The sequence below is a fragment of the Acidisphaera sp. S103 genome, assembly GCF_009765975.1.
Classification (GTDB): Bacteria; Pseudomonadota; Alphaproteobacteria; order Acetobacterales; family Acetobacteraceae; genus Rhodopila.
Genome location: NZ_LMUJ01000034.1, coordinates 24794 through 50750, shown reverse-complemented (window position 1 = coordinate 50750; position 25957 = coordinate 24794). Strand labels below are relative to the sequence as shown.

General features: G+C 65.0%; 16 protein-coding genes. 13 read left to right on the top strand and 3 right to left on the bottom strand.

Going from position 1 to position 25957, the window contains the following annotated elements:
- Positions 1-72 precede the first annotated feature (72 nt).
- The 13 genes from GSQ89_RS08095 (at position 73) to GSQ89_RS08035 (ending at position 19987) form a co-directional block, all read left to right on the top strand.
- Positions 73-6534 (top strand): filamentous haemagglutinin family protein, encoded by a 6462-nt coding sequence (locus GSQ89_RS08095; protein WP_216856059.1) that lies wholly within the window; start codon positions 73-75, stop codon positions 6532-6534.
- A gap of 266 nt (positions 6535-6800) precedes the next feature.
- A complete protein-coding gene (locus GSQ89_RS08090) occupies positions 6801-7877 on the top strand; it encodes a hypothetical protein (protein ID WP_158923822.1) in 1077 nt (358 codons plus the stop codon).
- Between the two features lie 289 nt (positions 7878-8166).
- A complete protein-coding gene (locus GSQ89_RS08085) occupies positions 8167-10281 on the top strand; it encodes a tetratricopeptide repeat protein (RefSeq protein WP_371734231.1) in 2115 nt (704 codons plus the stop codon).
- Between the two features lie 117 nt (positions 10282-10398).
- Positions 10399-12135 carry a GspE/PulE family protein gene (locus GSQ89_RS08080; protein ID WP_158923818.1) on the top strand — a complete coding sequence of 579 codons (1737 nt, stop codon included), beginning with the start codon at positions 10399-10401 and terminating at the stop codon, positions 12133-12135.
- A complete protein-coding gene (locus GSQ89_RS08075; protein WP_158923816.1) occupies positions 12135-13361 on the top strand; it encodes a type II secretion system F family protein in 1227 nt (408 codons plus the stop codon). The genes GSQ89_RS08080 and GSQ89_RS08075 overlap by 1 nt, the downstream gene beginning before the upstream one ends.
- Positions 13354-13785 (top strand): GspH/FimT family pseudopilin, encoded by a 432-nt coding sequence (locus tag GSQ89_RS08070; protein WP_158923815.1) that lies wholly within the window; start codon positions 13354-13356, stop codon positions 13783-13785. Before GSQ89_RS08075 ends, GSQ89_RS08070 begins: the two co-directional genes overlap by 8 nt.
- Positions 13775-14185: a type II secretion system protein gene (locus GSQ89_RS08065; RefSeq protein WP_158923813.1), complete on the top strand. Its 411-nt coding sequence runs from the start codon at positions 13775-13777 to the stop codon at positions 14183-14185. The genes GSQ89_RS08070 and GSQ89_RS08065 overlap by 11 nt, the downstream gene beginning before the upstream one ends.
- On the top strand, positions 14182-14766 hold the full coding sequence (locus GSQ89_RS08060) for a prepilin-type N-terminal cleavage/methylation domain-containing protein (protein WP_158923811.1): 585 nt from the start codon (positions 14182-14184) through the stop codon (positions 14764-14766). Before GSQ89_RS08065 ends, GSQ89_RS08060 begins: the two co-directional genes overlap by 4 nt.
- A gap of 35 nt (positions 14767-14801) precedes the next feature.
- Entirely contained in the window at positions 14802-15812 is a 1011-nt protein-coding gene (locus tag GSQ89_RS08055; protein WP_158923809.1) for a PilN domain-containing protein, read from the top strand.
- The gene (gspM, locus tag GSQ89_RS08050; protein ID WP_158923807.1) at positions 15809-16396 is read left to right on the top strand and encodes a type II secretion system protein GspM; all 588 of its coding nucleotides are present in this window, start codon (positions 15809-15811) and stop codon (positions 16394-16396) included. The genes GSQ89_RS08055 and gspM overlap by 4 nt, the downstream gene beginning before the upstream one ends.
- The gene (locus GSQ89_RS08045) at positions 16393-16914 is read left to right on the top strand and encodes a hypothetical protein (RefSeq protein ID WP_158923805.1); all 522 of its coding nucleotides are present in this window, start codon (positions 16393-16395) and stop codon (positions 16912-16914) included. The genes gspM and GSQ89_RS08045 overlap by 4 nt, the downstream gene beginning before the upstream one ends.
- The gene (gene gspD / locus GSQ89_RS08040) at positions 16911-19172 is read left to right on the top strand and encodes a type II secretion system secretin GspD (protein ID WP_158923803.1); all 2262 of its coding nucleotides are present in this window, start codon (positions 16911-16913) and stop codon (positions 19170-19172) included. Before GSQ89_RS08045 ends, gspD begins: the two co-directional genes overlap by 4 nt.
- On the top strand, positions 19169-19987 hold the full coding sequence (locus GSQ89_RS08035) for a type II secretion system protein GspK (RefSeq protein ID WP_158923801.1): 819 nt from the start codon (positions 19169-19171) through the stop codon (positions 19985-19987). The genes gspD and GSQ89_RS08035 overlap by 4 nt, the downstream gene beginning before the upstream one ends.
- Positions 19988-20216: 229 nt before the next feature.
- Here GSQ89_RS08035 and GSQ89_RS08030 read toward each other — a convergent pair whose 3' ends face one another.
- From GSQ89_RS08030 to GSQ89_RS08020, 3 genes are all read right to left on the bottom strand, one after another.
- Entirely contained in the window at positions 20217-20591 is a 375-nt protein-coding gene (locus tag GSQ89_RS08030; protein WP_254073123.1) for a type II secretion system protein GspG, read from the bottom strand.
- Positions 20592-20625: 34 nt separating this feature from the next.
- Positions 20626-23694 (bottom strand): Hint domain-containing protein, encoded by a 3069-nt coding sequence (locus GSQ89_RS39125; protein ID WP_158923797.1) that lies wholly within the window; start codon positions 23692-23694, stop codon positions 20626-20628.
- Positions 23695-23966: 272 nt separating this feature from the next.
- The gene (locus GSQ89_RS08020; protein ID WP_158923795.1) at positions 23967-25346 is read right to left on the bottom strand and encodes a substrate-binding domain-containing protein; all 1380 of its coding nucleotides are present in this window, start codon (positions 25344-25346) and stop codon (positions 23967-23969) included.
- Between the last annotated feature and the right edge of the window lie 611 nt (positions 25347-25957).

Genomic DNA, 25957 nt, shown 5'->3' with positions numbered 1-25957 from the left:
GCAGGTGCCGCGCCAACACCGAACTATGTATCGATCGCGGCGCCGCAAATCGACGCACTTGGCGCCCAGACGTTGGTCATCGGCGGTGCCGGCACCGCCGCCAATATCGGGGCCGGTCAAGCATACGACTTGCCCAGCGGCAGCGCCAGTGTCGTGCTACAGGGGGGCGCCACGTTATCGGCGTCGCAAGTCTTCCTAACCTCCAATCAGATTACGCTGGAGCCGGGCAGCAGCATCAACACCCTGGGCAGTCCGGCGACGCCGGCCGGCCTGACGCAAGACATCGCTTATGGCGATCGTTCCTCCGCCCTGGTCGCGCTCTCGAACGGCCACCTCACGCTGGACTTACCCATCGGTACCGGTTCCATCAGTGTCGGCACCTGCCTGACCGGCGATACCTGTGGCACTGGTCCGGTCGTGCTGTACACGCAAGGCACGCTCGGCTTATCGACCCAGGGCACGCTGACACTGAGCACTAACGTGCAATATGGCGCCCGCTACATCACCCTGAACGTGGCCGACATCAATGCCGGCACCGACGCGGCCTTGGCCGCCGCCGCGGTTCCCGCCGGCCTGACGCTGAGCAGCCAACTGCTCGCTTCACTCGTCGCCGGCAATCCATCCGCCGGTGTGCCGGGTCTGCTGACCCTCATGCTCAGCGCCAACCAGTCGTTCAACTTCTACGGCAACGTCACCCTGTCCACCATCGACCCGGCGACCGGCCAGTCCGGCCTGCAGGAACTGATCCTGAACACGCCTGCGATCTATGGCTATGGTGCGCCGGGCGATGTCGCCACGCTGGACACCGGCACGTTGGTGTGGAACGGCGCGTATACGATCGCCATCGGCAGCCCCCTTACCGCGATATCACCACCCGCCCCGACCGCGAACGGACCGGGCACCGGTGCCGGTACACTCGATATCGTCGCGAACCAGATCGTTCTAGGTTATCCGGCCGGCATCGCGTTAACGAGCGAGAACGTCTCGCTGCCCCGGCAGACACTGGGCTTCAGCACCGTCAACCTGACCGGCACCAGCCAGATCGCCGCCGGAAACATCGGTTCGCTGTCGGTTTACCAGGCCCAGGACACGACCGCGAACAGCACGACCCAGACCGGCGGCACGCTCAATCTGATCACGCCACTGCTGGTCGGCACCGCCGGCGGGACCTTCGGTTTCACGGCGGGGACCGCGATCAACATACAGTCGCCCACCGGCATCGCGCCCAGCACCTTCACGCAAGCACCGCTTGGCGCAAGCTTGACCTTCACCGCTGGCAGCGTGAGCGACAGCACGGCGATCGTGCTGCCGAGCGGCAGTTTGTCGATGACGGCGACTGTTGGCGACGTGACCCTGGGGGCCGGCTCGCAGCTCGTCCTCAGCGGCCAGACCACCCAGTATTTCGATCAGTCCAGCTACAGCTGGGGTGGCAGCGTCTCGCTGGAAAGCACGAACGGCAACGTCACGCAGGACCCAAGCGGATTGATTGACGTGTCCGCGGTGAACAATAACGCCGGCAGCATCAACGTCACGGCAACGGCGGGAACCGTGGCTTTGAATGGCACGATCAACGGTAGTGCCGCCGCCGGTTACACCGCCGGCAGCATCAACATCCGCACCGGCACCATGACACCGGACGAATTCACCAGCCTGAATGAGCAGTTGGACAAAGGCGGCGTGTTCGGTTCGCGTGGTTTCGACATCGGCAGCACGGGTAGCGGCAATCCCACACTGGTCATCGGCAACGACACCAGCGGCAATGCCGTTGTCCAGGCGCAGAATGTCAGCGTGTCGGTCGACCAGGGCAACCTGGAAGTCAGCGGAATCATCAACGCCAGCGGTCCGGCACCGGGCACGATCAGCCTGTCCGCCGGCGGCAACCTGACGCTGGACGGCACCGCCGTGTTGGATGCGCACGGCACGGTGCTGCAGGTGGACAGCACCGGCGCGGCCATCCAATCCGAGAACACTGGCGCGGTCACGCTAACCACGGTCACCGGGCTGCTGGCGCTTGATCCGAACGCGACCATCAACGTCAGCGCGCCCGACGGCTACGCTTTCGGCCAGATCAACCTGAATGCGCCGCGCCTGGCCGGGACGCCGACCACGGCGAGCGCCACTGGCACCGGCGCCCCGGCCAACGCGCAAGGCACCGATATCGACATCGCCGCAGCCGGCCCACTCAACATCCAGGGTGCCAGCAGCATCGCGGTCAACGGCTTCGCCACCTACACAAATGCGCCGCTCGATCCGAGTGTACCGGCCAACCAACCAACGAATCAGTTCGTCACCCAGGCCTACCTGGACCTGATCAACCAGGACAGCGTCGCCTTCATCAACGCAGCTTGGGCCAATGCCAATCTGCAAGCCCGCCTGGCGGGCCTGACAGCCTATGGCGGCGCTTTCCACCTGCGGCCGGGGGTGCAGATCGACAGCCTGCCCGGTGGCAACCTGACAGTCCCCAGCGACCTGAACCTGTCCAGCTATCGTTATGGGCCGAACGCCGACACCACGCCGGACACGCCCAACTATGGCTCCGGTGAGCCCGGCGTATTGGTACTTCGAGCAGCGAACAACCTGTCGATCAACGGCAGCATTACCGACGGGTTCGCGACGCCGCCGAAGACGCCGGACGACAACGGCTGGGTTTTGACCACTGGTACACCAACCACCGCCGCGATCGTCTACGAAGGCTCGTCGACCCAGACGATGACGGTGGTCACAAACGCCACGAACCCCACGTTCCCCAACGACACGTTGAGTTACGCGGTGGACGTGACGAACGGGACGCTGTTGGACGGCACGTCTGTCCCGGTCCCGGTCTCGCTGGTGAATGCGGTGTCTGACACAAGCCGTATCGCGCCGATCGTGGTTGATGCCGATATCGTCGAGCCTAACGGGACGACGTACCCCACCGGACACTCGTTCGCATTTGGCAGTCCCATCCCAGCGGGTACCATTTTAAGCCCGATCGCGGGACATTTGTCGTTTACCGTCCCATCTTCCGGAACCTGGACGGTCACGACGACCCAGACGCTGGCCCCAGCCACCGTGTCGACGACCGCGGTGACCTTGGGGGCCTCGGTCACCACCACGCAGCTGTTCATGACGACTGCCGCGATCACGCTCAATGGCAACACGCTCTATGCGGCCGGAGCAACGGTTCCGTCAGGTACGACCATACCGACGGGCGCCACGCTAGGGGCGGGCTTCCTGGTTCCGAACACTGGGAACGGGAACTGGGTGGTTCCGGCCGCGACCTGGCCGGCCAATACCAGTCTGGCCGCGTTCAGCACGGCTACTATCCAGCTTGCCGACAACGACGTCATTCCCGCCGGCACGGTCTATCAGGGCAGCACGCCGTTCTCCTATCGCACCGGGCAGATCTGGGCGGTGGCGCCGATGTTGCCGGCCGGCGATCTGTCGTGGTCGATCAGCCTGGTTGCCGGCGCCGATCTCGCCGCGGCTGATGATGCCACGCTGCAAGCCGCCAGTGCCTTGGCGGGTGGCGGCAATATCACGCTCGCCGACGCGCATTCCTCCTTGGATGGACAGCCACTGCCGAGCGTCATCCGCACCGGAACCGGTTCGCTCCAAATCCTGGCCGGCGGTGATGTCACCGAGGATTCGCTCTTTGGCATCTACACCGCCGGAACGCAGTCGTCTGGCGTGTCCACCCTTGACAATACGCCGCTCGTGGATCTCGCGGGGCCCAACTCGCCGCTGGGCACCGCCGGCGGCTCCACGATGTCCGGCGTCGTCAGCTACAACAACGCGGTTGCTGGTTATTACCAGGCCTACTACCCACAGGACGGCGGAAACCTAACGTTATCGGCGCAGGGTGCCTTGACCGAATATGTCTCCAAAGGTCCGGATACCAATGCGATCGGCGACTGGCTGTGGCGGCAGGCCATTCCGCAAATTAACGCGCAGGGCGAGGTCACCAGTGTCCGCTCGGCATGGTGGATCAATTTCGGCACCTACGCGCTCGTCAACAATGACGGCCTGACAGTCGAATTCATTGGCTTCAGTGGGATCGGCGCGCTGGGTGGCGGGAACGTCGCCGTGTCTTCGGGTGGCAACGCCAGCGGGTTGTCGATCACGGTCGCCAGCACCGGACGGACGGACGTCACCCCGGGCACGGAAACACTGACGGGTGGCGGCACACTCAGCCTGACGGTCGGAGGGGAACTCAGCGACAATGTGGCAGGCGATGATGCGACGCTGACAGACCTGCGCGGCAACATCTCGGTACTCGCCGGCTCGATCGGCAGCATGACGCTGGACTATGGTTCCAATGTGTCCGGCGACCCGCGGCCCAATGACGGCAGCGTTGCAGAGACCCTTTCATCGCTGGGCGGCGGCCCGGAGGTGGTAATCGGCGACGGCACTGCCTCGTTCTCCGCGCTGGGCAACCTTGTACTGGCCGGTGCCGGCGACGCGACGCGTGAGGACCAACTGAACGTCTCCGATGGCCAGGACGCCTGGTTCTCGCTTTGGCAGCCCACCAGCGCGGTGACGTTGTTCTCGGCCGGCGGCAACGTGGCGCCGATCACCGAAACGATCGCCACCACCACCAATGACGCGGCGACCGACTATCGCTACGTTTATCCGCCTAACCTGAGTGTAACCGCGGCGAGCGGCAGCATTTACGTCGGCCAATCTCCCAACACGCTTGCCGGCTATCCGAGCAGCCTGGAACTGGCGCCATCGGCACAAGGCCAACTCAGCTTTCTTGCGGCGCAGTCGATCTACGACGCAGGCGCCCAGTACACCAACCCCACTGGTAACGGGGCGATTACGCTTCCGGCCGCGGTCGACATTTCCGGGGCTAATCCGGCCCTGTTGCCGACCCCACTCAATGCCGCCTACTCGGGGCCGGCCGGGTCGAACCTCGATCCAAACGCAGATTCCGTCCCCAATGCGCTGTTCGCCCTGGCACTGGACACGCCGATCACGAATCTGCAGGCCAACGATCCCACCCCTGCGCTGTTCTACGCCGCCGCCGGCGACATCGTCGGCCTGTCGACGGGCGAGGAAATCCAGTACACCAACGCGACATGGTACATTGCCGCCAAACCCGTGCAGATCATCGCCGGACGCGACATCGTCGAACTGGGTATTCCCTCCGTGGGGCAGGGCAGTGTCGCCAGCAACACCAACGGCGACGCCCTGTTCGGCGCCCTGATCTACAACCCGAGTCCGACCGACGTATCGGAGATCATCGCCGGCCGTGACATTATCGAGGCCAATGTGTTCGTCGCCGGGGCTGGCTCCTTGTATGTGCAGGCTGGCCGCAATCTCTACCAGCCGAGTTTCCAGCAGAACGTGCAGCAGGACTCCCCGCTGCAAAACTATGTGCTGGAAAGCATCGGCCCGCTGGTCGACCTCGACCCCGCCAATCGTGACGGTGGCGCCGACATCACGGTACTCGCCGGGACCGGCGCGACGGGGCCGGACTGGACCGCGTTCGCCAGCCTGTATCTGAATCCCGCCAATCTCGCCGATCCGTCGACACCGCTGCAGGATCAGCCCGGCCGGGTGGAACGGACGTATCAGACGCAGTTGCTGTCGTGGCTGCAGCAGCGTTTCGGCTATACCGGCGCTGCCGCCGGCGAGATGGCCTATTTCGATGCCCTGCCAATCCAGCAGCAGCGGGTGTTCCTGCTGCAAGTCTACTTCGACGAGTTGAACCAGAGTGGCTTGGACTACAACGATCCCACCAGCCGCTTCTTCCAGAGCTACCTGGAAGGCAACGACGCGATCGCCGCGCTGTTTCCGGGCGGCCTGCCACAAATCGATACCGGTGACGTCACGATGCTCGGCGGTTCGGGGATCCATACCGATTACGGCGGCACCATCAGCCTGATCGTGCCGGGCGGCGATGTCATGCTCGGGGTCGAGGGCGGTCTCCCGCCGCCATCCAGTGCCGGCCTGCTCACCCAGGGTTCGGGTGATATCGACATCTATTCGGACGGCAGCGTCGAACTCGGGCAGAGCCGCATATTCACCACCTTCGGCGGCAACATCGTGATCTGGTCGGCGGACGGCGATATCAATGCCGGGCGGGGTGCCAAAAGCACCGTGGTGTTCTCCCCGGCGCAAATCACCTACGGCCAGATCGGCGACATCTTCCTGTCGCCGACGGTACCGAGCACCGGGGCCGGTATCGCCACCCTGGCGCCGATCCCCGCCGTCCCGCCGGGCAACATCAACCTGGTGGCGCCATTGGGCGTGATCGACGCCGGTGAGGCAGGTATCCGCGCGTCCGGCAACGCCAACCTGGCGGCGCTCGGCGTGCTGAACGCGGCGAATATCCAGGTGCAGGGCAAGACGACCGGCATTCCGGTGGTGGCGGTCCCGAACGTGGCGGCCGAGACAGCCGGCAACGCCGCGGCCGGCGCGGCACAGCAGGCCGCGGATCGGGCAGGGGGGAGGCCCACGCAGAATCTGATCCCGTCGATCTTCATCATCGACGTCATCAGCTTCGGATGCACCGACCAAGCCGAAAAGGACTGCAAGCGCAGCCAGTAGCGCTGATACCGGCGGTTCGTCCGCTGACCAGGGAATTGATGCTTCGGGCGGCTGCCAGGCAGCATGATCTCGCGCGGCCCGGTGCCCGCCGAGGCCGTTAGCATCCCGCCTTTCCGGCGAACCGCACCGAAACAAGACCCGGCATGGCGACGTCATCGCGCCGGTCAATTGTGCATATCTTACGATTTCAGCATGTTATCCTCGACGCGCCATATGCTAAGTACATCAAGCCATTGGTGGCTTGCCATGAAAGGAATGACTCCGGCGTGTCGGTCGACGAAAAGCTAGCCCGCGGATTGACCCGCCAGGCGGAGCGTGCGGTCTTCGCGACGTCGGATGAGGCTCGGCGCGAAAGCTTCGCCTTCGCCAGGGCTTTGCTCAATCGCAATCGTGATGGCCGCAAAATCGACAGTGCCGGTTTCAATGTCCCGCTGGCCCGCATCGGCAAGACCGCGCGGGAGAATGCCGCGACGTTGCGTCTGGAGGCGGACCGTTTCGCTATCGGTCATCCCGGCATCTACCGGCGCCAGTCGCTGCAACCCGAATCGATCCACCACCTGCGCGCCAGCAAGGGTGACTTCGTCGCGCGCGAATGGGCGGTGGCGGTCGACACCATCCGCGTGGAACGCGGCAACATGTCCGCTCGGTTCTGGACCGCGCCGGTGTTTTTCGACAACCACATCATGACCCGCTACCTGCAACGCGGAGCGGGCGAATGCGGGGAGCGGATCATTGACCTGGTGGATGCCGGTCTGCCGCTCGCCGGATTGTATCGGGCCTGTGCCCTGACCGCGGACGGCAAGCGCTTCCACCCCTGGGATGTCGCGTTGCCGGCACCTGGCGGTGTGTTGTGCGGCGGCACTGAGCTGGTGGATTGCGCCGCCCTGGCATACCGGTTTCTGCTCGGTCACCGCGCAGGCGGTTGGGGGATCGACGCCGAAGTGGCTTCCACCACGTTGCAGATGACGGTTTCCCTGCGCACCTACCTGTCCGATGAGACGTTGTCGTCCGGACAGATGGCGATCGCGATTGAACTGCGCCGCTGGTTCGTCGCCCATGAAGCGCAACTCCGCGCCGCGCCGCATCTCGCCTATGGCTGGCCGAGCACGGTGCTGGACGACGGGCAGGCGGCGTTGGTTGAAGCATTTCGTCCGCTGGCGCTGGCGGTGCAGCAGGAATTCACCTCCTGGCGGCGTGGCCTGCGTGAAGACGGTTATTTCGACATCCGGTTCGATGCACTGGCCAAGGATTATGTCGTCGCAGAATGGCAACAACGCTCGGCCGGGATGGACCTGCTGACACGTTATATGAAGACGGACATGGAGCAGTCGCAAGACGGCTGAATGCGCCGCATGCGACCCAGCCGGGTGCTCACGATTACGTGAGCGATATTATGGTTACTATACAGATTTGTTTAAGCGTCTCCGCCGTTGAGAAATCGTACATATCTATTTAATTATGTTTGCGTACAAATTACTATGGTATTCAAATTGTAATCATAATTTTTTGCAACTTAAGTGCTGAGTCCGATTATGACACCGCACACGAATCAGGTCGCAACAACCATGAAAAGCGGTTGTTGGCCGACATCTTGTCCATGTCGGGATTCGAGGGCTTCTGAGGAACATCGCTATGACTGCTGTCAGCACGTCCGGACCAAAAATCGCTATGTCCGGTGCAGAGCTGTTTCGGCGCGGTTTGGCGGCGCACCAATGCGGTCAACTTGAGGTTGCCGCAGATATGTATAGGCAAGCACTACGAATTTCGCCTGCACATGCCGATAGTTCGCACTTGCTTGGGGTCGTCGCCCATCAGTCTGGCCAAGGCACCGTCGCTATCGAACACATTCGGCGGGCCATCGCGCTGGATCCAGCCCAGGCGCATTATCATTACAATTTAGGCCTCTCATTTTTTGCGATTGATCGCACGGACGAAGCCATCGAGGCGTTTGACGTGGCACTGCGCCTGCGGGCGGACTATCCGGAAGTACATTACAATCGTGGTAATGTACTTAAGAAACAAGGACGCATGCGGGAAGCCGCGGAATGCTACCGTCGGGCACTCCGTCATCGTCCAAATTATGTTGAAGCATACAATAATCTTGGTAATTGCCTGCTTGATCTAGGCCGAGCGGATCGCGCGGAAGCAGCATTTCGCCGCGCCTTGCGGATCACCCCGAACGCCCCTGAAGTGCACCACAATCTTGGCATGGCTCTGCGCGACCTCGGTCGCAACGACCTGGCGATCGGCTGCTTTCACGAAGCACTGCGCCTGCGTCCCGATTTCGTCGATCCACTCTACAGCTTGATCGCTGTATTGCGCGGCAGCGGCCGGACGCGGGAGGCGATTGCGCCGCTACGACAGGTGGTGGCGTTGCGTCCGGCCGACGTGGACGGGCTTGAAGCGCTGGCATCGGCACTGACGGAGGTGGGCGCCTGGACTGAAGCCGAACGACATTACCAGGCCGCGTTGCGGATCGATCCCGAGCGATTCTCCGCCGTGCAGGGCCTTGCCGAGACGTTGCGTCTGGCGGGCCAAATGGACGAAGCCGAAATGCTGTGCCGTCGGCTGCTGGACGAATATCCCGGGTCGGCGGAAACGCACAATAATCTGGCCAACGTGGTGCATCAGATCGGCCGTCATGACGAGGCCATCTCACTGTACCGCCGCGCGCTGGAATTGAAACCGGATCTTGTCGTCGCCCACGTTAATCTCGGCAATGTACTGAAAGACACGCGCGCCATGGCGGCCGCGGAGGCATCCTATCGCTCTGCCCTCACGCTCGATCCAGACAATGCTGACGCCCATGTCGGTCTCGGCGCCCTCCTGCTGCGCACCGGCAGGCTGACGGAGGGTTGGCCGGAGCAGGAATGGCGTTTTCGCGGCACATGGCGCTTCATCAGTTTCCCCGAACGCAAGCTGGGACGGCCACGCTGGAATGGCGAGGCGCTGGGTGGCCGCACGCTGCTGCTGCATGCCGAACAGGGATTTGGCGACTCTATCCAGTTCTGCCGCTACATCGCTGGTATCCCCCGCGACGGCCGCGTGGTGCTGGAGGTACCGAAGGCACTGGTGACCTTGATGGCGGGCCTCGACGGCATCGATACCATCGTGGCGTATGGCGATGTGCTACCCCATTTCGACCTGCACTGTCCGCTGTTAAGTTTGCCTCTGGTGGCCGGGACCACCTTGGCCACGATCCCCGCGACGGTGCCTTATCTGCGCGCCGACCATGGATTGATGGCGGCGTGGGCGCGGCGCCTCGAACCGCTCGCAGGTTTGCGTGCGGGTCTCGTCTGGGGGGGTAATCCGCGCTATCCGAACGATCGCTGGCGTTCGGCCACTCTGGCGCAGTTGGCGCCGCTGGCGTCCGTGGCGGGTGTGACGTTCGTTTCATTGCAGAAGGGTCCTCCGGCGACGCAGGCCGCCACGCCGCCGGCGGGGATGGTGCTGCATGATTGGACAGAAGAACTGCAGGATTTCTCCGAAACGGCTGCGTTGATCGATGCGCTCGACCTCGTCATCTCGACCGATACGTCGGTGCCGCATCTGGCCGGCGCGCTCGGCAAGCCGGTCTGGCTGCTGAGCAGTTACGACGCATGCTGGCGCTGGTTGCTGAACAGAGACGACTCACCCTGGTACCCGACGCTACGCCAGTTCCGCCAGCGGCGGCTGGGGAATTGGCAGGCACCGGTCGACGATCTGCGGGCGGCCTTGCAGGCAGCGGTGCGGGATACCGCGCGGTGATGATGTCGTACATCGGGTTGCCACGAGGCTGTCACTTGCCTTGTCGCGGCGCTGGGGATCAATGGTGTCCGCGGCCCAAACCAATGTTCCATGGACGGTCATCTGCCGATGGTACCGATGGCGCAAAATAATCTGGTTTACCGGACAGGGTACGGCGCGGGCAGCGATTTGTCGGCCACGATCGAGGCGTTGACCGATATCGTCGTCCAATCGGGACATTGCGATTTGCGCACCATTGAGCGCGGCAAGCGGGTTGCCGCTGAGAATGGGCAGCGCCTGGATATGGTTCTGCTACAACTCGGCCTGGTCAGCGAACGGGGCCTGGTCAGTTCCTACGCTGCTCTACTGGACCTGCCGGTCGCCACACCGGATCATTACCCACCCGAACCACTGTTCGCCGATACGTTGCAACCGCGTTTCCTGCGCAGCGCGCGCGCGTTGCCGCTGGCGGTGGACGATGGGGGCATCGTCGTGGCGATGGCCGATCCGCTCGATCGTTTCGCGGCCAAGGCTATCGCGGCGGCGACCGGGCGTCAGGTGGCGATCAGGGTCGCCGTCCCGTTCGAACTGGAAGCGGCGTTCGAACGGCTGTATCCCGACGGCGCCGCGACCGATCAAAACGAAACGGCCGAACCGACACCAGGCGCCGCGGACGACGACACGGAACGCCTGAAGGATCTCGCCAGCGAGGCACCGGTGATTCGCCTGGTCAACCAGATGCTGTCGCGAGCGGTGGAAACCAAGGCCTCCGACATTCATGTCGAGCCGTTCGACGACCGGCTGCGGGTGCGGTATCGATGGGACGGCGCGCTGCATGACGTCGAAAGCCCGCCGGTCAGCCTGACCGCGGCCATCACCTCCCGCATCAAGATCATGGCGAGGCTCGACATCGCCGAACGCCGGCTGCCGCAGGACGGTCGCATAGGCTTCGCGGTGCGCGGGCAGGAGATCGATTTCCGTGTCTCCACGCTGCCGTCACTGTTCGGCGAAACGATCGTGCTGCGCGTGCTGGATCGCAGCGCGGTGGTGTTCGACTACGCGGTGCTGGGGTTGCGGCCTGATATCGTGGACCAGTTGCAGCGCGCGTTGCAGTTGCCGAACGGCATCGTGCTGGTCACCGGGCCGGTGGGCAGCGGCAAGACCACCACGCTGTATACCGGATTGCTTGGGCTGAATGCGGAGGCGCGCAAGATCGTCACGCTGGAAGACCCGATCGAGTATCAGTTGCGCGGCATCACCCAAAGCCAGGTAAAATCGCAGATCGGGCTGCATTTCGCCACCATGCTGCGCAGCGTGGTGCGACAGGACCCCAACGTCATCATGGTCGGCGAAATCCGCGATCCGGAGACCGCTCAGGTCGCGGTACAGGCGGCGCTGACCGGCCGTTTGGTGCTGTCCACCCTGCACACCAACTCCGCCGCTGCGTCGATCACCCGGCTGCGCGACATGGGGCTGGAGGACTACAAGATCAGCGCCGTGCTGCGCGGTGTGTTGGCGCAGCGTCTGGTACGCAAACTATGCCCTGCGTGTCGTCAGCGTGTGCCTGCACCGGCCGAAATGATCGTCCGCTACCAACTCGATCGCCGCTGCGATGGCCCGCCGATGGTGTGGCGCGCGGTGGGGTGTTCGGAATGCCGCGACACCGGCTATCGCGGCCGTCTGGCCATCGCCGAATTCCTGCAACCAGGCCCTGACGTCGAACGCATGATCCTCGACCGCGCCGATCACGTGGCGATCGAGCGGGCCGCGGTCGCCGGCGGCATGGTGACCATGTTCGAAGCCGGAATGACTGCCGCGCTGGACGGCATCACCACGATCGACGAAGTGATAGACAGCATCCGCGCGGAGACGTAATGCCGGCGTTCCGCTACACCGCGCTGAGTGACTCCGGCACCATTGTTCGCGGCGTGATGCAGGCGGCGAACGAAGCGGCTGCGACCGAACAATTGCGGCAACGCGGCCAGGTGCCGATCGATACCGTGCCGGACACCGGCCGCCTGCCCAGGATGCTGGACTGGCAGGTGCTGGGCGCGGGCAGGGCGGAGTTGTCACGGCAGGCGGTCACCGACTTCACCAGGGAATTGGCGGTGATGCTGTCGGCCGGACAGGACCTCGACCGCGCCATGCGGTTTCTGGTGGACTCGGCGAGGACCGCCAGCGTGCGGACGGTGCTGACCGCGCTACGCGACCGGGTGCGCAACGGCAGCGCTCTGGCCGTTGCGCTGGCAGCTTATCCGCGCAGTTTCCCCAAACTGTATGTCGGTCTGGTGCGGGCCGGAGAGAGCAGTGGCGATCTGGCGGCGGCGCTGGAGCGGCTGGCGGTGCTGCTCGAACGCGAACGCGCTCTGGCCGCCACGATCAAGTCGGCGATGATCTACCCGGCGCTGCTGTCGCTGGCCGCTATCGGGTCGATCACCTTGCTGCTGACCGAGGTGCTGCCGCAGTTCGTGCCGCTGTTCGAGCAGAACGGCGCGCAATTGCCGCAAGCGACGCGGATCATGATCGGCCTCGGGGCGTTCGTCTCGCAATACGGGCTTCTGATACTGGCGATGACGGCCCTGACCGCATTGGCCTTCCGCCAGGCACTCCGCCAACCCGGCCCCAGGGCGGTGTTCGACCGCCTGCTGCTGCGCCTCCCGGTGATAGGCGGCCTTGCGCAGGAGGTGTTGGCCGCGCGCTTCAGCCGCACCTTCGGCACGCTGCTGCAAGGTGGTGTGCCGCTGATCGCGGCGCTGACGGTGGTGCAGGACGTGCTGGGCAATGCCGCTGGATCAGCGGCGGTGGAAGCGGCGAGCAGCGCCGCGAAAGGCGGTGCCAGCCTGGCCGATCCACTGGAAGCCGCCGGCGTCTTTCCCATCCGGATGATCCACCTGCTGCGCGTCGGACAGGAAACGGCGCAACTCGGGGTCATGGCCCTGCGCGCCGCCGACATTCACGAGGAACGCACGCGGATCGGCGTGCAGCGGCTGCTGGCCTTGCTGACGCCGGCGATCACCATCGTCATGGGCGCGGCGATCGCCGGTATCGTAACGTCGCTACTGCTGGCGATGCTCAGCCTGAATGACCTCGCCAATGGATAGCCAGCATGGCTTTACTCTGATCGAAATGATCGTGGTGTTGGTTGTGCTCGCGCTGATCGCCGGTATCGTCATGTCTCGCGGCCCGTCGCGCAGCCCTACGTTGGAGGTGAAGCAGGCGGTTGCCATGGTGGCGCAGGCGATGCGGGGCGCGCGTGCCGCGGCGATCGCCGCCGACCGGCCGGTCGATGTCGAGATCGATACCACCCAGCATTCGATCAGGGCGGGGTCGGCACGGCCGATACTGTTGCCGGCCACTGTGGCGATCGAACCCGCGACACAAATCCAGGTGCGGCGAACTGCGATCCGTTTCGCGCCGGATGGCAGTTCGTCGGGTGGCGGCGTGCTGCTGACCGAAGGCGCGGCGCGGACGCTGGTGACGGTCGACGGCCTGACCGGCCGCGTGCGGTTCACCAATGCACAGTGAACGAGGCTTCACCCTGCTGGAACTGATGGTGGCCTTCGTCATCGCGGCGCTGGCCTTGGGCGCGCTGTTCCACGGCGCCAGCGGTGGCCTGCGTTCCGTGGCGGTGGCTAACCGTTACCAGGAAGCCCTGGCGCGCGCCCGTTCCCGGCTGGCGACAATCGGGCATGGCTTGCCGCTGACGCCTCGGCACGACAGTGGCGATGACGGGTCCGGTTTCCGTTGGGACGTCGATATCGCGCTGGCTGCGTCGGCCGCGCCGCTGCGCCAGCCGGCGGACCCGGTACTCGGGCCACCACCGCGCATGGCGCTGTATTCCGTTCAGGTCGGTGAATCATGGACGGGCGAGGCGGGCCCAGGGCGCGTGCGGCTGCAAACCGAGCTTGTGGGGTTGCCGCCATGACTGGGTGCCGGGAGCAGGGGTTCACCCTCCTGGAACTGCTGATCTCGCTGGCCATATTCGGCTTGCTGCTGGCGGCGCTTGGCCAGGGAACCCGCTTCGGCCTGGCCGCCCACGATGCGCAGGCCAGGCAGATCGAAACGGACGACGATCTGGACGCCGTGGACCGCACGTTGCGCCACCTGGTCGGCACCATGGATCCCGGGCTGACGGCGGACCTGACACCGCATTTCATCGCCAACGATCGTAGCATGGGGTTTACCGCGACGCTGCCTGAAATGGCGGGATATCCGGCCACGCAGGCCGATGTCGTGATGGCGGTGGATGCCGCCCACCGCCTTGTCCTGCGCTGGGCGCCGCATTACCCGGTGATGTTGGGTCCGCCGCCGTTGCCGCGGGTGACGCCGTTGCTGGACGGTGTCGATCACATCGAGCTGTCATACTGGACCCCCGGCCCGCACGGCGTCTGGGTCGATCGCTGGGCCGCCAACGTGCTGCCGGAGCTGGTGCGGCTGCGCATTGTCTTTGTCGAACACGACCGGCGACATTGGCCGGACATCATCGCTGCAACGGCGGTGAACTGACATGTGCGCATCGGTAGCCGCGGGCGGGATAGCCCATGCTCGCTGAATTCGCGACCTGGTGGGTGCGGCAGATACGGGACTTGGTGCCACCACACTGGCGCGGAGGTGGTGGTGGACCGCGATCGGCGCTGGTGATCGATTGCGGGTCCGGCGAGACACCGCTCACCGCCACCTGCTGGCGCCGCGTTCGCCGCCGCGAAACGCCGTTGGGTGCGTTCCTGCTCACCGGGGACGCGCCACTGCCAAACGCCGGCAGGCGCATGGTGGTACTGCGTGCCGCCATCGCGCCGCTGGAATGCGAGGTGACCCTGCCGCTGGCCGCCGAACCGGCGTTGCAGCGGATTCTGACCGCCGAGATGGACCGCCTGACGCCGTTCGCTGAGCCGGATGTGTTCTGGACAGCCTCCGTGGAGGGCAGGGAGCCCGCTCAGGGCCGTTTGCGGGCCATCCTGTCACTTATCCCCCGCTCAAGGCTGCAATCGCTGCTGGGTGCCCTCGATCGCCTTGGCGTGGCGCCCACCGTACTGGAGAGCGTCAGTCCCGACGGCACCACCCGTCACATTCCGCTTCGCCCACCTAACAGCCGAGGGCATCTCGCCTCGATCCAGGCCGGCTGCGCCGCCGCCCTGATACTCGCTGCCGCGATGGCGGCACCGTTTCTGTCGCAGTTGCGGGAGGCAGCCGCCCTGCAGCGCGAAGCCGCCGAACTGCGGCCGCGTGTCGACCGGGCGCAGGCACTACGCCGCCGTCTGGCGATCCGTCCGGTGGATGCGGCTGACTTCCTCGCCGAAAAGCGCCGCGTGGGCGATGCGATGCAGGTCCTGGCGACACTGACCGACCTGCTGCCGGACGATACGTTCATCACCACGCTGGGATTGCGGCAGCGCAAGCTGACGGTCAGCGGCCAGTCGGCGGCAGCGGCGGGATTGATCGCGATCGTGTCCTCGGGACCGCGTTTCCGCGATCCGGCCTTCGCCGCGCCGGTGGTGCGCGATCCCGCCAGCCAGATCGACACGTTTTCCCTGAATGCGGACGTGGCCCCATGATCGCGCCGCATACGGCGGGACAGCTTCCCGAGGGGCGGGCTGGTCAGGCGCTGGCCCTGGCGGTGCTGGGCGCCGGTCTGTTGATGCTGTGGCTGGGTATCGGCGCACCGCTAGCCACTTGGTACGCGGAACGCGCCGATGGGCTGGCGCAGCAACGGCAACTCGTGGCGCATATGCGGGAATTGGCCGCGACGCTGCCCGATCTGACGCACCAGGCTGGACAAACCCGCGGCCTCGCATCTGGCGCTGCAAGCGGCGAGACCGACGCCCTCGTCGCCGCTCGGCTGCAACAGCGCCTGACGCAATTGGCCGCTGCCGCTGGCACCGGGATCGCCACCGCCGAGGCCCTGCCGCCAGAACAGGCCGGCGGAATCGAGCGTATCCGGCTGCGGCTGACCCTGCAGGCGCCGCTGCCGGCGCTGTTGAAGCTTCTGGGCGCGATCGAGACCGATACGCCGCCGCTGCTGATCGACGACCTGGAGGTCACCACCGGCGAGTCGCATGACAACGACTGGCCACCGTTGCAAGCGCGGCTCTCGGTCATCACCTTGCGCGCCGGCACTGGCACTGGAGCGGCACCATGAAGGCGTGGCGGCCGATCGTGCTGGCGTTGGCCGGCCTGGGCGCCGTGGCTCCCGCCATACTGCCAACGCTGTGGCAAGCACCCACACCCAACATCGCGGCGGATCGGCGGGCATCACCGGCAACGCCGGCCCAGCACCCTCGGGACGTGGACACCTGGGAGGCCGCCAGCCTGGCTCGGCCCTTGTTCAACCGGGGGCGGCGTCCGCCGGCGGAGACCCGCCAACTCGCCGCGGCTTCCCCGCCACCGGCAGCGCCACGCCTGACCGGGGTGCTGGTAGGTCCGTTCGGCGCCAGCGCGGTGTTCGTCGCCGGCGGATCCGACAAACCGGTCACCGTGCAGGAAGGAGACCAGATGGGAATCTATCGAATCCGCCGCATCACGCCAGGCGAGGTGCTGGTCGACAGCCCGGACGGTCCGCTCGTCCTGCATCCGTCGTTTAGCCCTGCCACCGACCGGCGGCCCGCCCCGGATCAGCGTGCGGCAGGGTCGCGGTCACGTTTGGCGTCCCGACCATGAGGATGGTCTCGCGTCGCTGGCGCAATCTGACCTGGGCCGGCGCGTTCGCCGTCACCGCCTGCGCGCGATCGGTGCCCGGCCCTCTGGAATCCCTGCCCGAGGCCCCCGGCCTGAACGTCATCGCCGCGCCCCGGGTCAACGGCAACGCCGGGGCGCCCAAGGCAACCCCGCCGGCGCAACTGTCCTACGGCGTCCCGCTCCCTGGCGAAGGGCCGGAATCGACCGGTGCGACCGGTGCGAGGGACATTTCGCTCGATTTCGTCGATACCGACATTCGTGAGGTGGTCGACCAGGTCCTGGGCCACATCCTCCAGGTCAATTACACGATCGATCCGACCGTGCATGGCACGGCGACGTTCAAGACCCGCCAGAAGCTGTCGCGCGCCCAGTTGCTGCCGACGCTGCGGATTTTATTGTCCGAAAACGGCGCCGTGCTGGAGCAATCCGACGGGCTGTATCGCGTCCTGCCCAACGCCGCCGGAACCGGGCCGAACGGGGCCGTGCTGCTGCCGCTGCGCTACACCTCGGCGGAAGCGTTACAGAAGGTGTTGCAGCCGTTCATCGGCACCAACGCCAAACTGACGGCCGATCCGGGCCGCAACGCGCTGATCGCCAGTGGCGACGCAACGACGACCGCCGCGGTGGCCGATCTGGTGCGCAGTTTCGACATCGATCAGCTCGCCGGCCAGTCCTATGCTCTCCTGCCGGTCAGCGCTGGCACGGCCAAGGATTTCGCCACCGCATTGCAAGAAGCGTTCCGTACCCAGAACGGTGGTGCGCTGGCCGGCCTGGTGCACGTGGTGCCGATGGATCACGTCGACGCCGTGCTGATGATATCCAGCGAGCCTCATTACCTCGCGGACGCTCGGCGTATCTACACCCTGGTGCAGCGCAACGCCGATCAGACCGTACGCAGCTGGCATGTCTACTACCTGCAGAACAGCCATTCCGACGACATCGCCTACATCCTGCAACAGGCTTTCACGCCGAACAACGTCACCGCCCAGCCGACCCAGTCGGCCAACACCGGCAACGGCATGCAAACGGTGAACGGACTCGGGGCAGGGCAGTCGGGCATGAACAACACCGCGGGTTCGACCGCCGGGACAGCGGCCGGCGGTTCGACCCTCGGCACCGCGACCGGCACGCTGACCTCCGGCACCGCCACGCCACAGTCGGCGACCGGCGCCACCCAGCGGACGCTGGCCGGTTCGGCCACAAGCAATCCGCTGCTGGGCGGCCTGGATCAATCCGCCCAGGGCAGCGACACCGACACGATGCGGATCATCCCGAACGAACAGAACAACGCCGTGATCGTCTACGCCACGCCGCACGAGGACGCGACCGTGGAGGCGATGCTGTACAAGATCGACATCATGCCATTGCAAGTCCGCATCGATGCCACGATCGCGGAAGTCCAGTTGAACGACACGCTGCAATACGGCACGCAATTCTTTTTCCAGTCCGGCGGCATCAACGGCATGCTGAACAACAGTTCGCAGACCGTGACCGGAGCGTTGGCATCGGCACCGTTCGCGGCGAATTTCCCCGGTTTCGTCATTGGCGGCCACGGCGCCGGCGGCGCGCCGTTCGCGATCTCGGCACTCCAGGCGGTCACCACCGTCAAAGTGCTGTCTTCGCCCGAAATCATGGTGCTGGACAACCAGCCGGCCAAGCTGCAGGTCGGCGATCTGGTGCCCTATCTGACCGGCACGGCCCAGAGCGTCCTGACCTCCGACGCGGCGATCGTCAGCACCGTCAACTACCGTGAGACCGGCGTCATCATGCAGGTCACGCCGCGGGTGAACAGCGGCGGACAGGTGACGCTGGACATCGCGCAGGAAGTCAGCGGCATCGATACCTCGGCACCGACGACCAGCGGCATCAGTTCACCGACATTTTCGGAGCGCAGCATCACCTCGCGGGTCGTGGTGCAGGATGGCGAGACCGTCGGCCTGGCGGGGTTGATCAGCGACAGCGTGACGCGCGGCAACCAGGGTATTCCGTGGCTGAAGGATATTCCGGTGCTGGGGCTGCTCGCCGGTACGCAGAACAACCAGCGCGTCCGCACCGAACTGCTGGTGATGATCACGCCGCATGTCATCCACGACGAGCGTGACGCCCGTGGCCTGACCCAGGACATGCGCCGGCAGATGCCCAACGCCGCCCTGGTGCCGCAGGAAAACCGGGCGCTGGGCGCGAGCGGGTCCGACGATCCGGGACGTCCGTTGCGGCAGCGTGCCGACCCGACCCAATGAGACGCCGCGCGGAAGACGGGTTCGCGCTGCTGATCGTGCTGTGGACACTGGTTCTGCTGACCCTGCTGGTCAGCGGCCTGACCGCCTCCGGCCGCGGCGAGGTGAAGTTGGCGGAGAATCTCCGCGATGCCGCGGTGGCGGAGGCGGCCGCCGACGGCGCCGCGCAGGAGGCGATTTTCCGCCTGGCCGCCGGGCAATGGGCGCCGACGGCAGTGCTGCATGACATGCGCTTCGGCAATGCCGTGGTGACGGTGCGGGTTCAGGATGAGGCGGACCTGATCAATCCGAACAATGCATCGGTCGCCTTGCTGGCGGCGCTGTTGCGGCAAGTTGGCGCCGCCGCGCCGGTGGCGCAGATCCTGGCAACCGAAATCGCTCAATACCACAGTCGCGGCGGGGCGGATTCATCGGCCTATATCGCCGCCGGGTTGCCATATGGGCCGGCGATGCGTGATTTCCGCGATGTGAATGAGTTGCGTTTGATACCCGGCATGACCGACGACCTGCTGGCGCGTCTGGCACCGCATCTGTCGGTCCTGAATCCGACGCGGGTCGTGCCGGACGCCATCGACCCGGTCGTCGCCGCCGCGTTCCAGAATGCCGGGCCGAATGGCGGCTTCGAGGTGGCAACGCCCCCCCGTTCGCCGCCGCTGCGGCGGCCGAACACTCAGCTTTTCGTGCGCGTCACCGCGACGGCGGTCGCTGGCGGTGCGCGGTTCAACCGGGTCGCCGAGGTGCAGGTTTTCGGCCAGTCGGACAGCACGCAACGTCCCCCCCCTTACCGGATCCGGGCGTGGGGTAGTCCTCCGGACTGATCCGGGCGGGCGGGTGCTGGCCGCGCCTCGATGGCGTGCCGGATTTATCGTAACTCACTTAGTCAATGAAGTATGGCGGAACGTTGACATTTGGATACCAACTCGGCATCCGGCACGATGCCCGGCCGCATGCCGGCACCATGCCGCCATTCGCGATCGCGATGCGATAGCCACCCACCGTTGTCTGTCCCTCACGCCGCCCAGCCGCCGCGACGGCCAGTCCCGACGCTCAATTGTTGCAGATCATGCCGCTCTGCGACGGATCCGCCGTTTGGCCGGCCGGACCGGCCGAACACAGATCGTAATCATGCCCCTGCCGGGTGGACGGGCTGCGATACACGTATGCATGGTTCCACGGATCGAGCAGCGTGCCGTTGCCCTTGACGTAGGGCCCGTTCCAACCCTCGACGTCGCCCGGCTTGTCGATCAGCGCCTGCAGACCGTCCTCGGTGCTCGGGTAGCCGCCGACATCGAGCTTATACATGTCGAGGATCCCGTCGATCCGCTCGATCGACTGCCGGGCGACCGACACGCGCGCGCGGTCCACGACAGCCGTGTCGGAAGACAAGCCCAGCCAGCCGGATACTTCGCCGTCGTGCTGCAATCCCGCCGCGCGGGTGTCACCACGGTGCCGCCTGTCACGCCACCCTGACCACTGAACCGTCGTCGATGTATCGGGTGGATCCGCCCAGATGCAGCACCAGTTCCAGCCGCCCCGAACGGCCGGCGAACAGCGACACCGGCAGATCGGCGTCGCCGTTGGTCCAGCGAATGCCGTCCGCGGGTTCGGGGTCATGGAAGCCGTTTTGCAGTGCCGGGTCGGTCAGGGCGATAGCGCGGAACCACGTGCCCTGGCGCAGCACGAGCCGGCGCACCGCCACGCCGAGTTCGCGTGGATCGCGCGCCAGCCCCAGCTCCGCCGGCACCGCGGAGCGCGACACGATGCGCACCGAGCGGGCCGAAGCCGGTAGCGCGAACACCCGGATCATGCCGTCCGGCCCGCCGGCCTCAGGCCGGCCATCACTCGGCCCGTTGGCATCGACACGGCTTCCATCGACCAGCAGATGCAGGTCCGCATCTTCGGTCAGCGGCGCGCCGCGGCGCGGTCCGGTGCGGTCCAGCAGTTGCCGCCACACCGCATCGACCACCGGACCGCCGGTCAGCACCGGCGCACACGGGTCCCGCGGCGGCAAGCCCCACCCGGTATTGGCGTTCTGGAACAGCCAGCGGTTGCCGTCGTCGCGATAGCTTTCGGCCGGCGCGCCGTTGGCCAGCAGCACGTCGTGAGTGTCCAGCTCGACGTGGTACAGGCTGACCTCCTGCGCCCGGTCGTCCCACAGGATGCTGCGGTGGTTGACCAGGAACTCGACCGGGATCAGCACGCCGTCCACCAGGAAGGCATGACCCTTGGTCACATGCAGGTCGGCATGCGGCACGTTGTCGGCCAGCGCGCCCTTTCGGACGATGACCGGGGTGGCAGGGCCGCGCCGGCCGCGCGTGGCCAGCACGCGCCCACGGCCGATCCACGTCACCCGACGTGCCTGCCCCTTCGCCGTCAGCACCGTGTCGCCTCGGGCCAGCGTCTCTACCGCGGCCTCGCCGGTTGGGGTGGCGATCAGCGTGCCGGCACAAAAGCACAGCGGCAGCAGGCTCAGGGGCGCCAGGGCACCGTTGCTGGTGAAGACGTCGTCGATCGGCATGCCGTCCGAGGCTATCAGGCTGACATCCGAGATCACCATGTAGGGGTCTGCGTTGTAGGTTCCGACGACGTTCCCGACACTCGGCGCCCATGTGCCGGTCGCGGGGTTGAAGCCGGGCAGCACCTGCAGCAGCAGCGTATCGGCATTGTAGCCGATGAACTGGGCATAGACGGTCTTGGATGGGGTGCTGGTGCCGGATGGCTCGAAGCCCAGTTCCATGATCTGGGTCTGGCCGAAAGTGTAGAGACTCGGTTGGCTGACCGCATAGACGTTCTCGACGACGACGCTTCCCGTCGTCCCGACCCCATACACGCCCGTCCAGGTCTGGTTGACAGAGTGGCTCGGCAGGATGCTGAACGCGAGCGTCGTGGGGTTCTGCTGCACCACGCTGGCGAACGCCACGTAGTCGCTGGGGGTGCGGAAGGAATTGCTCACCAGCGTGCTGAGATCGAGATTGGGCGCCGGCGTGGACGGATTGAGGAACAGCGGCGCATCGATTGGTCCAATAGCGGACGCTACATAGAGCGACTGATCCGTGTTGCCGGCGCCGCTGACGGCGGTGGGCGTGGTGGCGAGGACGAACGAAGCCATGCCGTTGATGGACCCCGAGGGGCCGTTCACGTCATCGAAGGCCGAAAAGGCATTAAAGGCGATTTCCGCACCGTTCCAGCCGATCACCTGGCCATATACTGTCGTCTGGCTGCCGTTCGCCTGGGTGACCTGGAATGCGACCACCTGCCAATCGTCATAGACCGCGGTGACCTGCACCGTCGTGCCGCCGTCGACCACCGCGTTGCCGCTGTTTGCCCAGTCGCCGGCGGTAGCCATGTCAATGATGCCACGGCCGCTCTCATCGGTGATGATGGCGAACTGGTCGCTGCTGATCGTGATGCCGCCGCCGCTGGCCGTCACGCCGAACAGGTCATGCAGATTGAGCGACCAAGTGGCCAAGCCGGACGCAGCGGTCAGGCCGAACGCAGTTAGGTCCTCCCCTCCAGCAGGGGCGTTGATATCCCCACCTGCCGTGTCCTGGTTGAAGATCACGACTGGCACGCCGCCCGACAGGCTGTTCTTCGACAGTAGGATGAAGGGCAGGCTGGTATCGGGCGAGGACACCGCCCCGCTCTGCGGATTGAACCCGGTGTAGACCTGGAACAGCAGATCGGTCTGGCCGGTGCCGATCAACTGGCCATAGACATCGACCGTGTCGCCCTGCGCGTTGGTGTATTGCAGTTCGACCACCTGGGCGTCGTTGTAGGCGGCGACGATCGACACGTTGGTATCGTTCGCCGTCGCGAAGGTCTCGCCCGCCCCGGTGGTCAGCGCCAATGTGGACGGGTTCTGGCTGACCGTGTCGATGATAGCGACGTCGTTGCTGTCGAAGGTCGTCCCGACCAGGCTGGACCAAGAATTGCCGAAGCCGTCCAGCAGTTCCCCGTCGGGGTTGTTCAGTAGCAGTGGCACTGGCGTGACCGGATATTCCGGGTCGAAAATCGCCGGTGCGGGGCTGGTTGTGTTGATGCTGACGCCGGTCGGCGGCTCCGCGCCGGCAGCTAGCGCAGTGGTGGACAGATAGAAATATGGGACTGCGGCAATCGGATCGCTGAGTGTGCCGGTTGTGCCGTCGGATGTGTAGTTCTGATACGCCTGAAAGGCGACGACCCCGTCGTTCCAGCCGATGATCTGGCCATAGAACGGCTGGGAAAAAGTGCCGTCTGCCTGCGCGATCACGAATTCGAGGATGCCGTTGGTCTCGGCATAGGGATCGACCGAACCGGCCGCCGAGCCGCTTGTCACCGTGGGTACCGAGATATTGACGGCTTCCACCGAACCGCCGCCGCCAACCACGGATGTATCGTTGGTCCAATCGACGCCGGTCGCCGGTGCCAGGGTGAAGCCGCCGTCGCCATTGCTGACGGCTGTCGCCGTGGCGAAGTTGTCGCTGCTGAAAGTGATGAATTCACCGTAGAGGAAAGAAGTCGTCAGGTCCTGCAGGGACATGCTCATCGTGATCGGTTCCTTTTGCCGTCCGGCCATCATGATGACCGGCCTGGTCACTCAGTTGTTGCGGATCATCCCGCTCCGCCGGGGGGCTACTGCTCGGTCGGACAAATCGATGCGCCGCGGCGATGCCTAAGAAGAAGGGCTTGAAGCAATCCAGGATTGCGTCTTGTTTTCATGGTCGGGGCCGAGGGTTGAATTCCTTGCTCCGTGCAAATGAAAAAAGGCGGGTGGCCCACGACGGGCCACCCAGTAAGCAGTTGTTTGAGGCGTCGTGTTCAGCGTCCGGCGGGCGATGTGCACCGGGTGGCATTGCCACCGTTGACCCCGACGGTTGCGATGTTGAGGTGCTGGTTGTCGCCCGTCAGGAAGGCCGAGATGATCGCGGCGGCAAAGGAACCGGCCGTCGGCGCAGCGGAGTCGCTGGAGCCAGGGACCGGAAGGAACCCGCTGCCGGTGATCAGGTCGACATAATCCGTTCCGTTCATGCCGGTGCTGTTGTAATGGTCTTTCAGCCAGCCGACGACGTTGTTTGTGTTCGTTGAACTCGCGTAGCAGGTGGGGAAGAACAAGTAGGTGTAGCCGGCGACCGGATAGCCTGTGGAAGGATTCGGAGCTAGCGGCGCCCAGTTGGCCGGAATAGATTCAGCCGAGCCAGACGGAGGGGTGATCGTGCCCAACGCCGCCGAGGTATTGGCGACGGTTGGCAGATAGGTGCTGCCATTGTTGTTGTTCGTCACCTGGGCGACGAATGGGAACCCACCGGTATTCTGGTTGAGGGTGGAGATATCCGTGTAGTCCGGGCTGAGGTAGCCAATCGCGTTGGACGTGCCCGTCACGATCCCTTCGACGCCGCTGCTGCCGGTTCCCGCGCAGAAATTCGCGGGCATGGAGTTGGAACCAACCGTGGAGGAGATGCCGCACGGGTTGGTGGGCAGGGTCGTCGGCAACGTGACGCCATACACACTCAGCGCGAACGTGGTCGTCGGCATTGCGGCGAGCTGCGCAGCGGTGAAGCCCGGTGCCGACGCCGTGCTGGCTGGGCACACCGCCGCCAAGTGGCTGGTCAGCAGGAAGCTGGTGCCGCTGCTGTCCGCGCGATAGGCGACTTTGATGGTCGTGCCACTGGCAATGGACGAATCGATCGTGTGCCAGTCGGTGATGACGCCGGAGTAGATGCCGCAAAGCTGGGCATCGGTCAGCGTCTCTGCGCCATTGGCGGTGATGGACTTGGTGCCCAGAGAGTTGCTGAGAGCAAACGTCACCGGCGTGCCGAACGACGGGACCTGGATCAGCGGACCGGCATTGGCGCTGGCGTTGAAGTAAGTAACGCTGCTGCTGGGGATAAACGCGTCGCTGGCGCCGTAATCGACATTCTTGCCGGCCACAATGGTGGAGGGGCAGTTCGCGGCATCGGCTTCCAGTGGCGTGTCGCTGTTTAAGACGAAGGCGCTGGTGCCGGCGCCACTGCCGATCGAGCAGTAGGTGAAGTTCGAGCCGGTTCCGAAAATAGAGAACTCATTGTCGTAGTCGATGGCCGCGAGGGTGGAACCGCCGCCGAGCGTAACCGCCGCCATGGCGCCATGTCCGCCGGCCAGCGTCATGGCGGCTATCGCGGTCGAGTAGAACAGCGACCGCCGTAAGGAGATATTGATCATGTTGAGGATTTCCTGTTGATTGCACGAGACAAACGGCCCGCTTCCGTCGCCGATAAACAATCCATTGGCTTCAGGAAGGCGCCGCAACAGATGATAAGTCGGTAATGATGACGAACGAGTGACGAGCCCGCGACATCTGTACGAACGCAGGGTCTGCTTGTCCTGGGGATCAACTTAAACTGAGAAAAAGGTCGAACTAGCAACGGCATATTGTCGAATCAGTATGTGTTCGTGCCAGATTTTTCGGGTACTGCCTTGAAATAATCCGACGTGAGGCTTCGGGTCGCCCGGCCGGACCGGAGGCGGCCACGGCAAAACCACCATGTGATATATCCGTGCTTCTCACCGGTCGCTATTACACAATTCCTTAATCAACCATTCACTGGACAACTCGTTGCCGGTCAGCAGTAATTGGCCCGCTACCATCTGCCCACTTACCGAAGTAAATGCAAAATGAGGACTCACATGAGCGGTTTTATCAATCCCGGAACAGTAGAGTTTGCCTTCCCGACCGGTGCCGACAACAGCGTACTCATTCCAGTACAGGATGATCCGTTCTCGATCGCGGCCGCCACAGGCATCGCCGCGGAACTGCAGACGGAACTGACGGC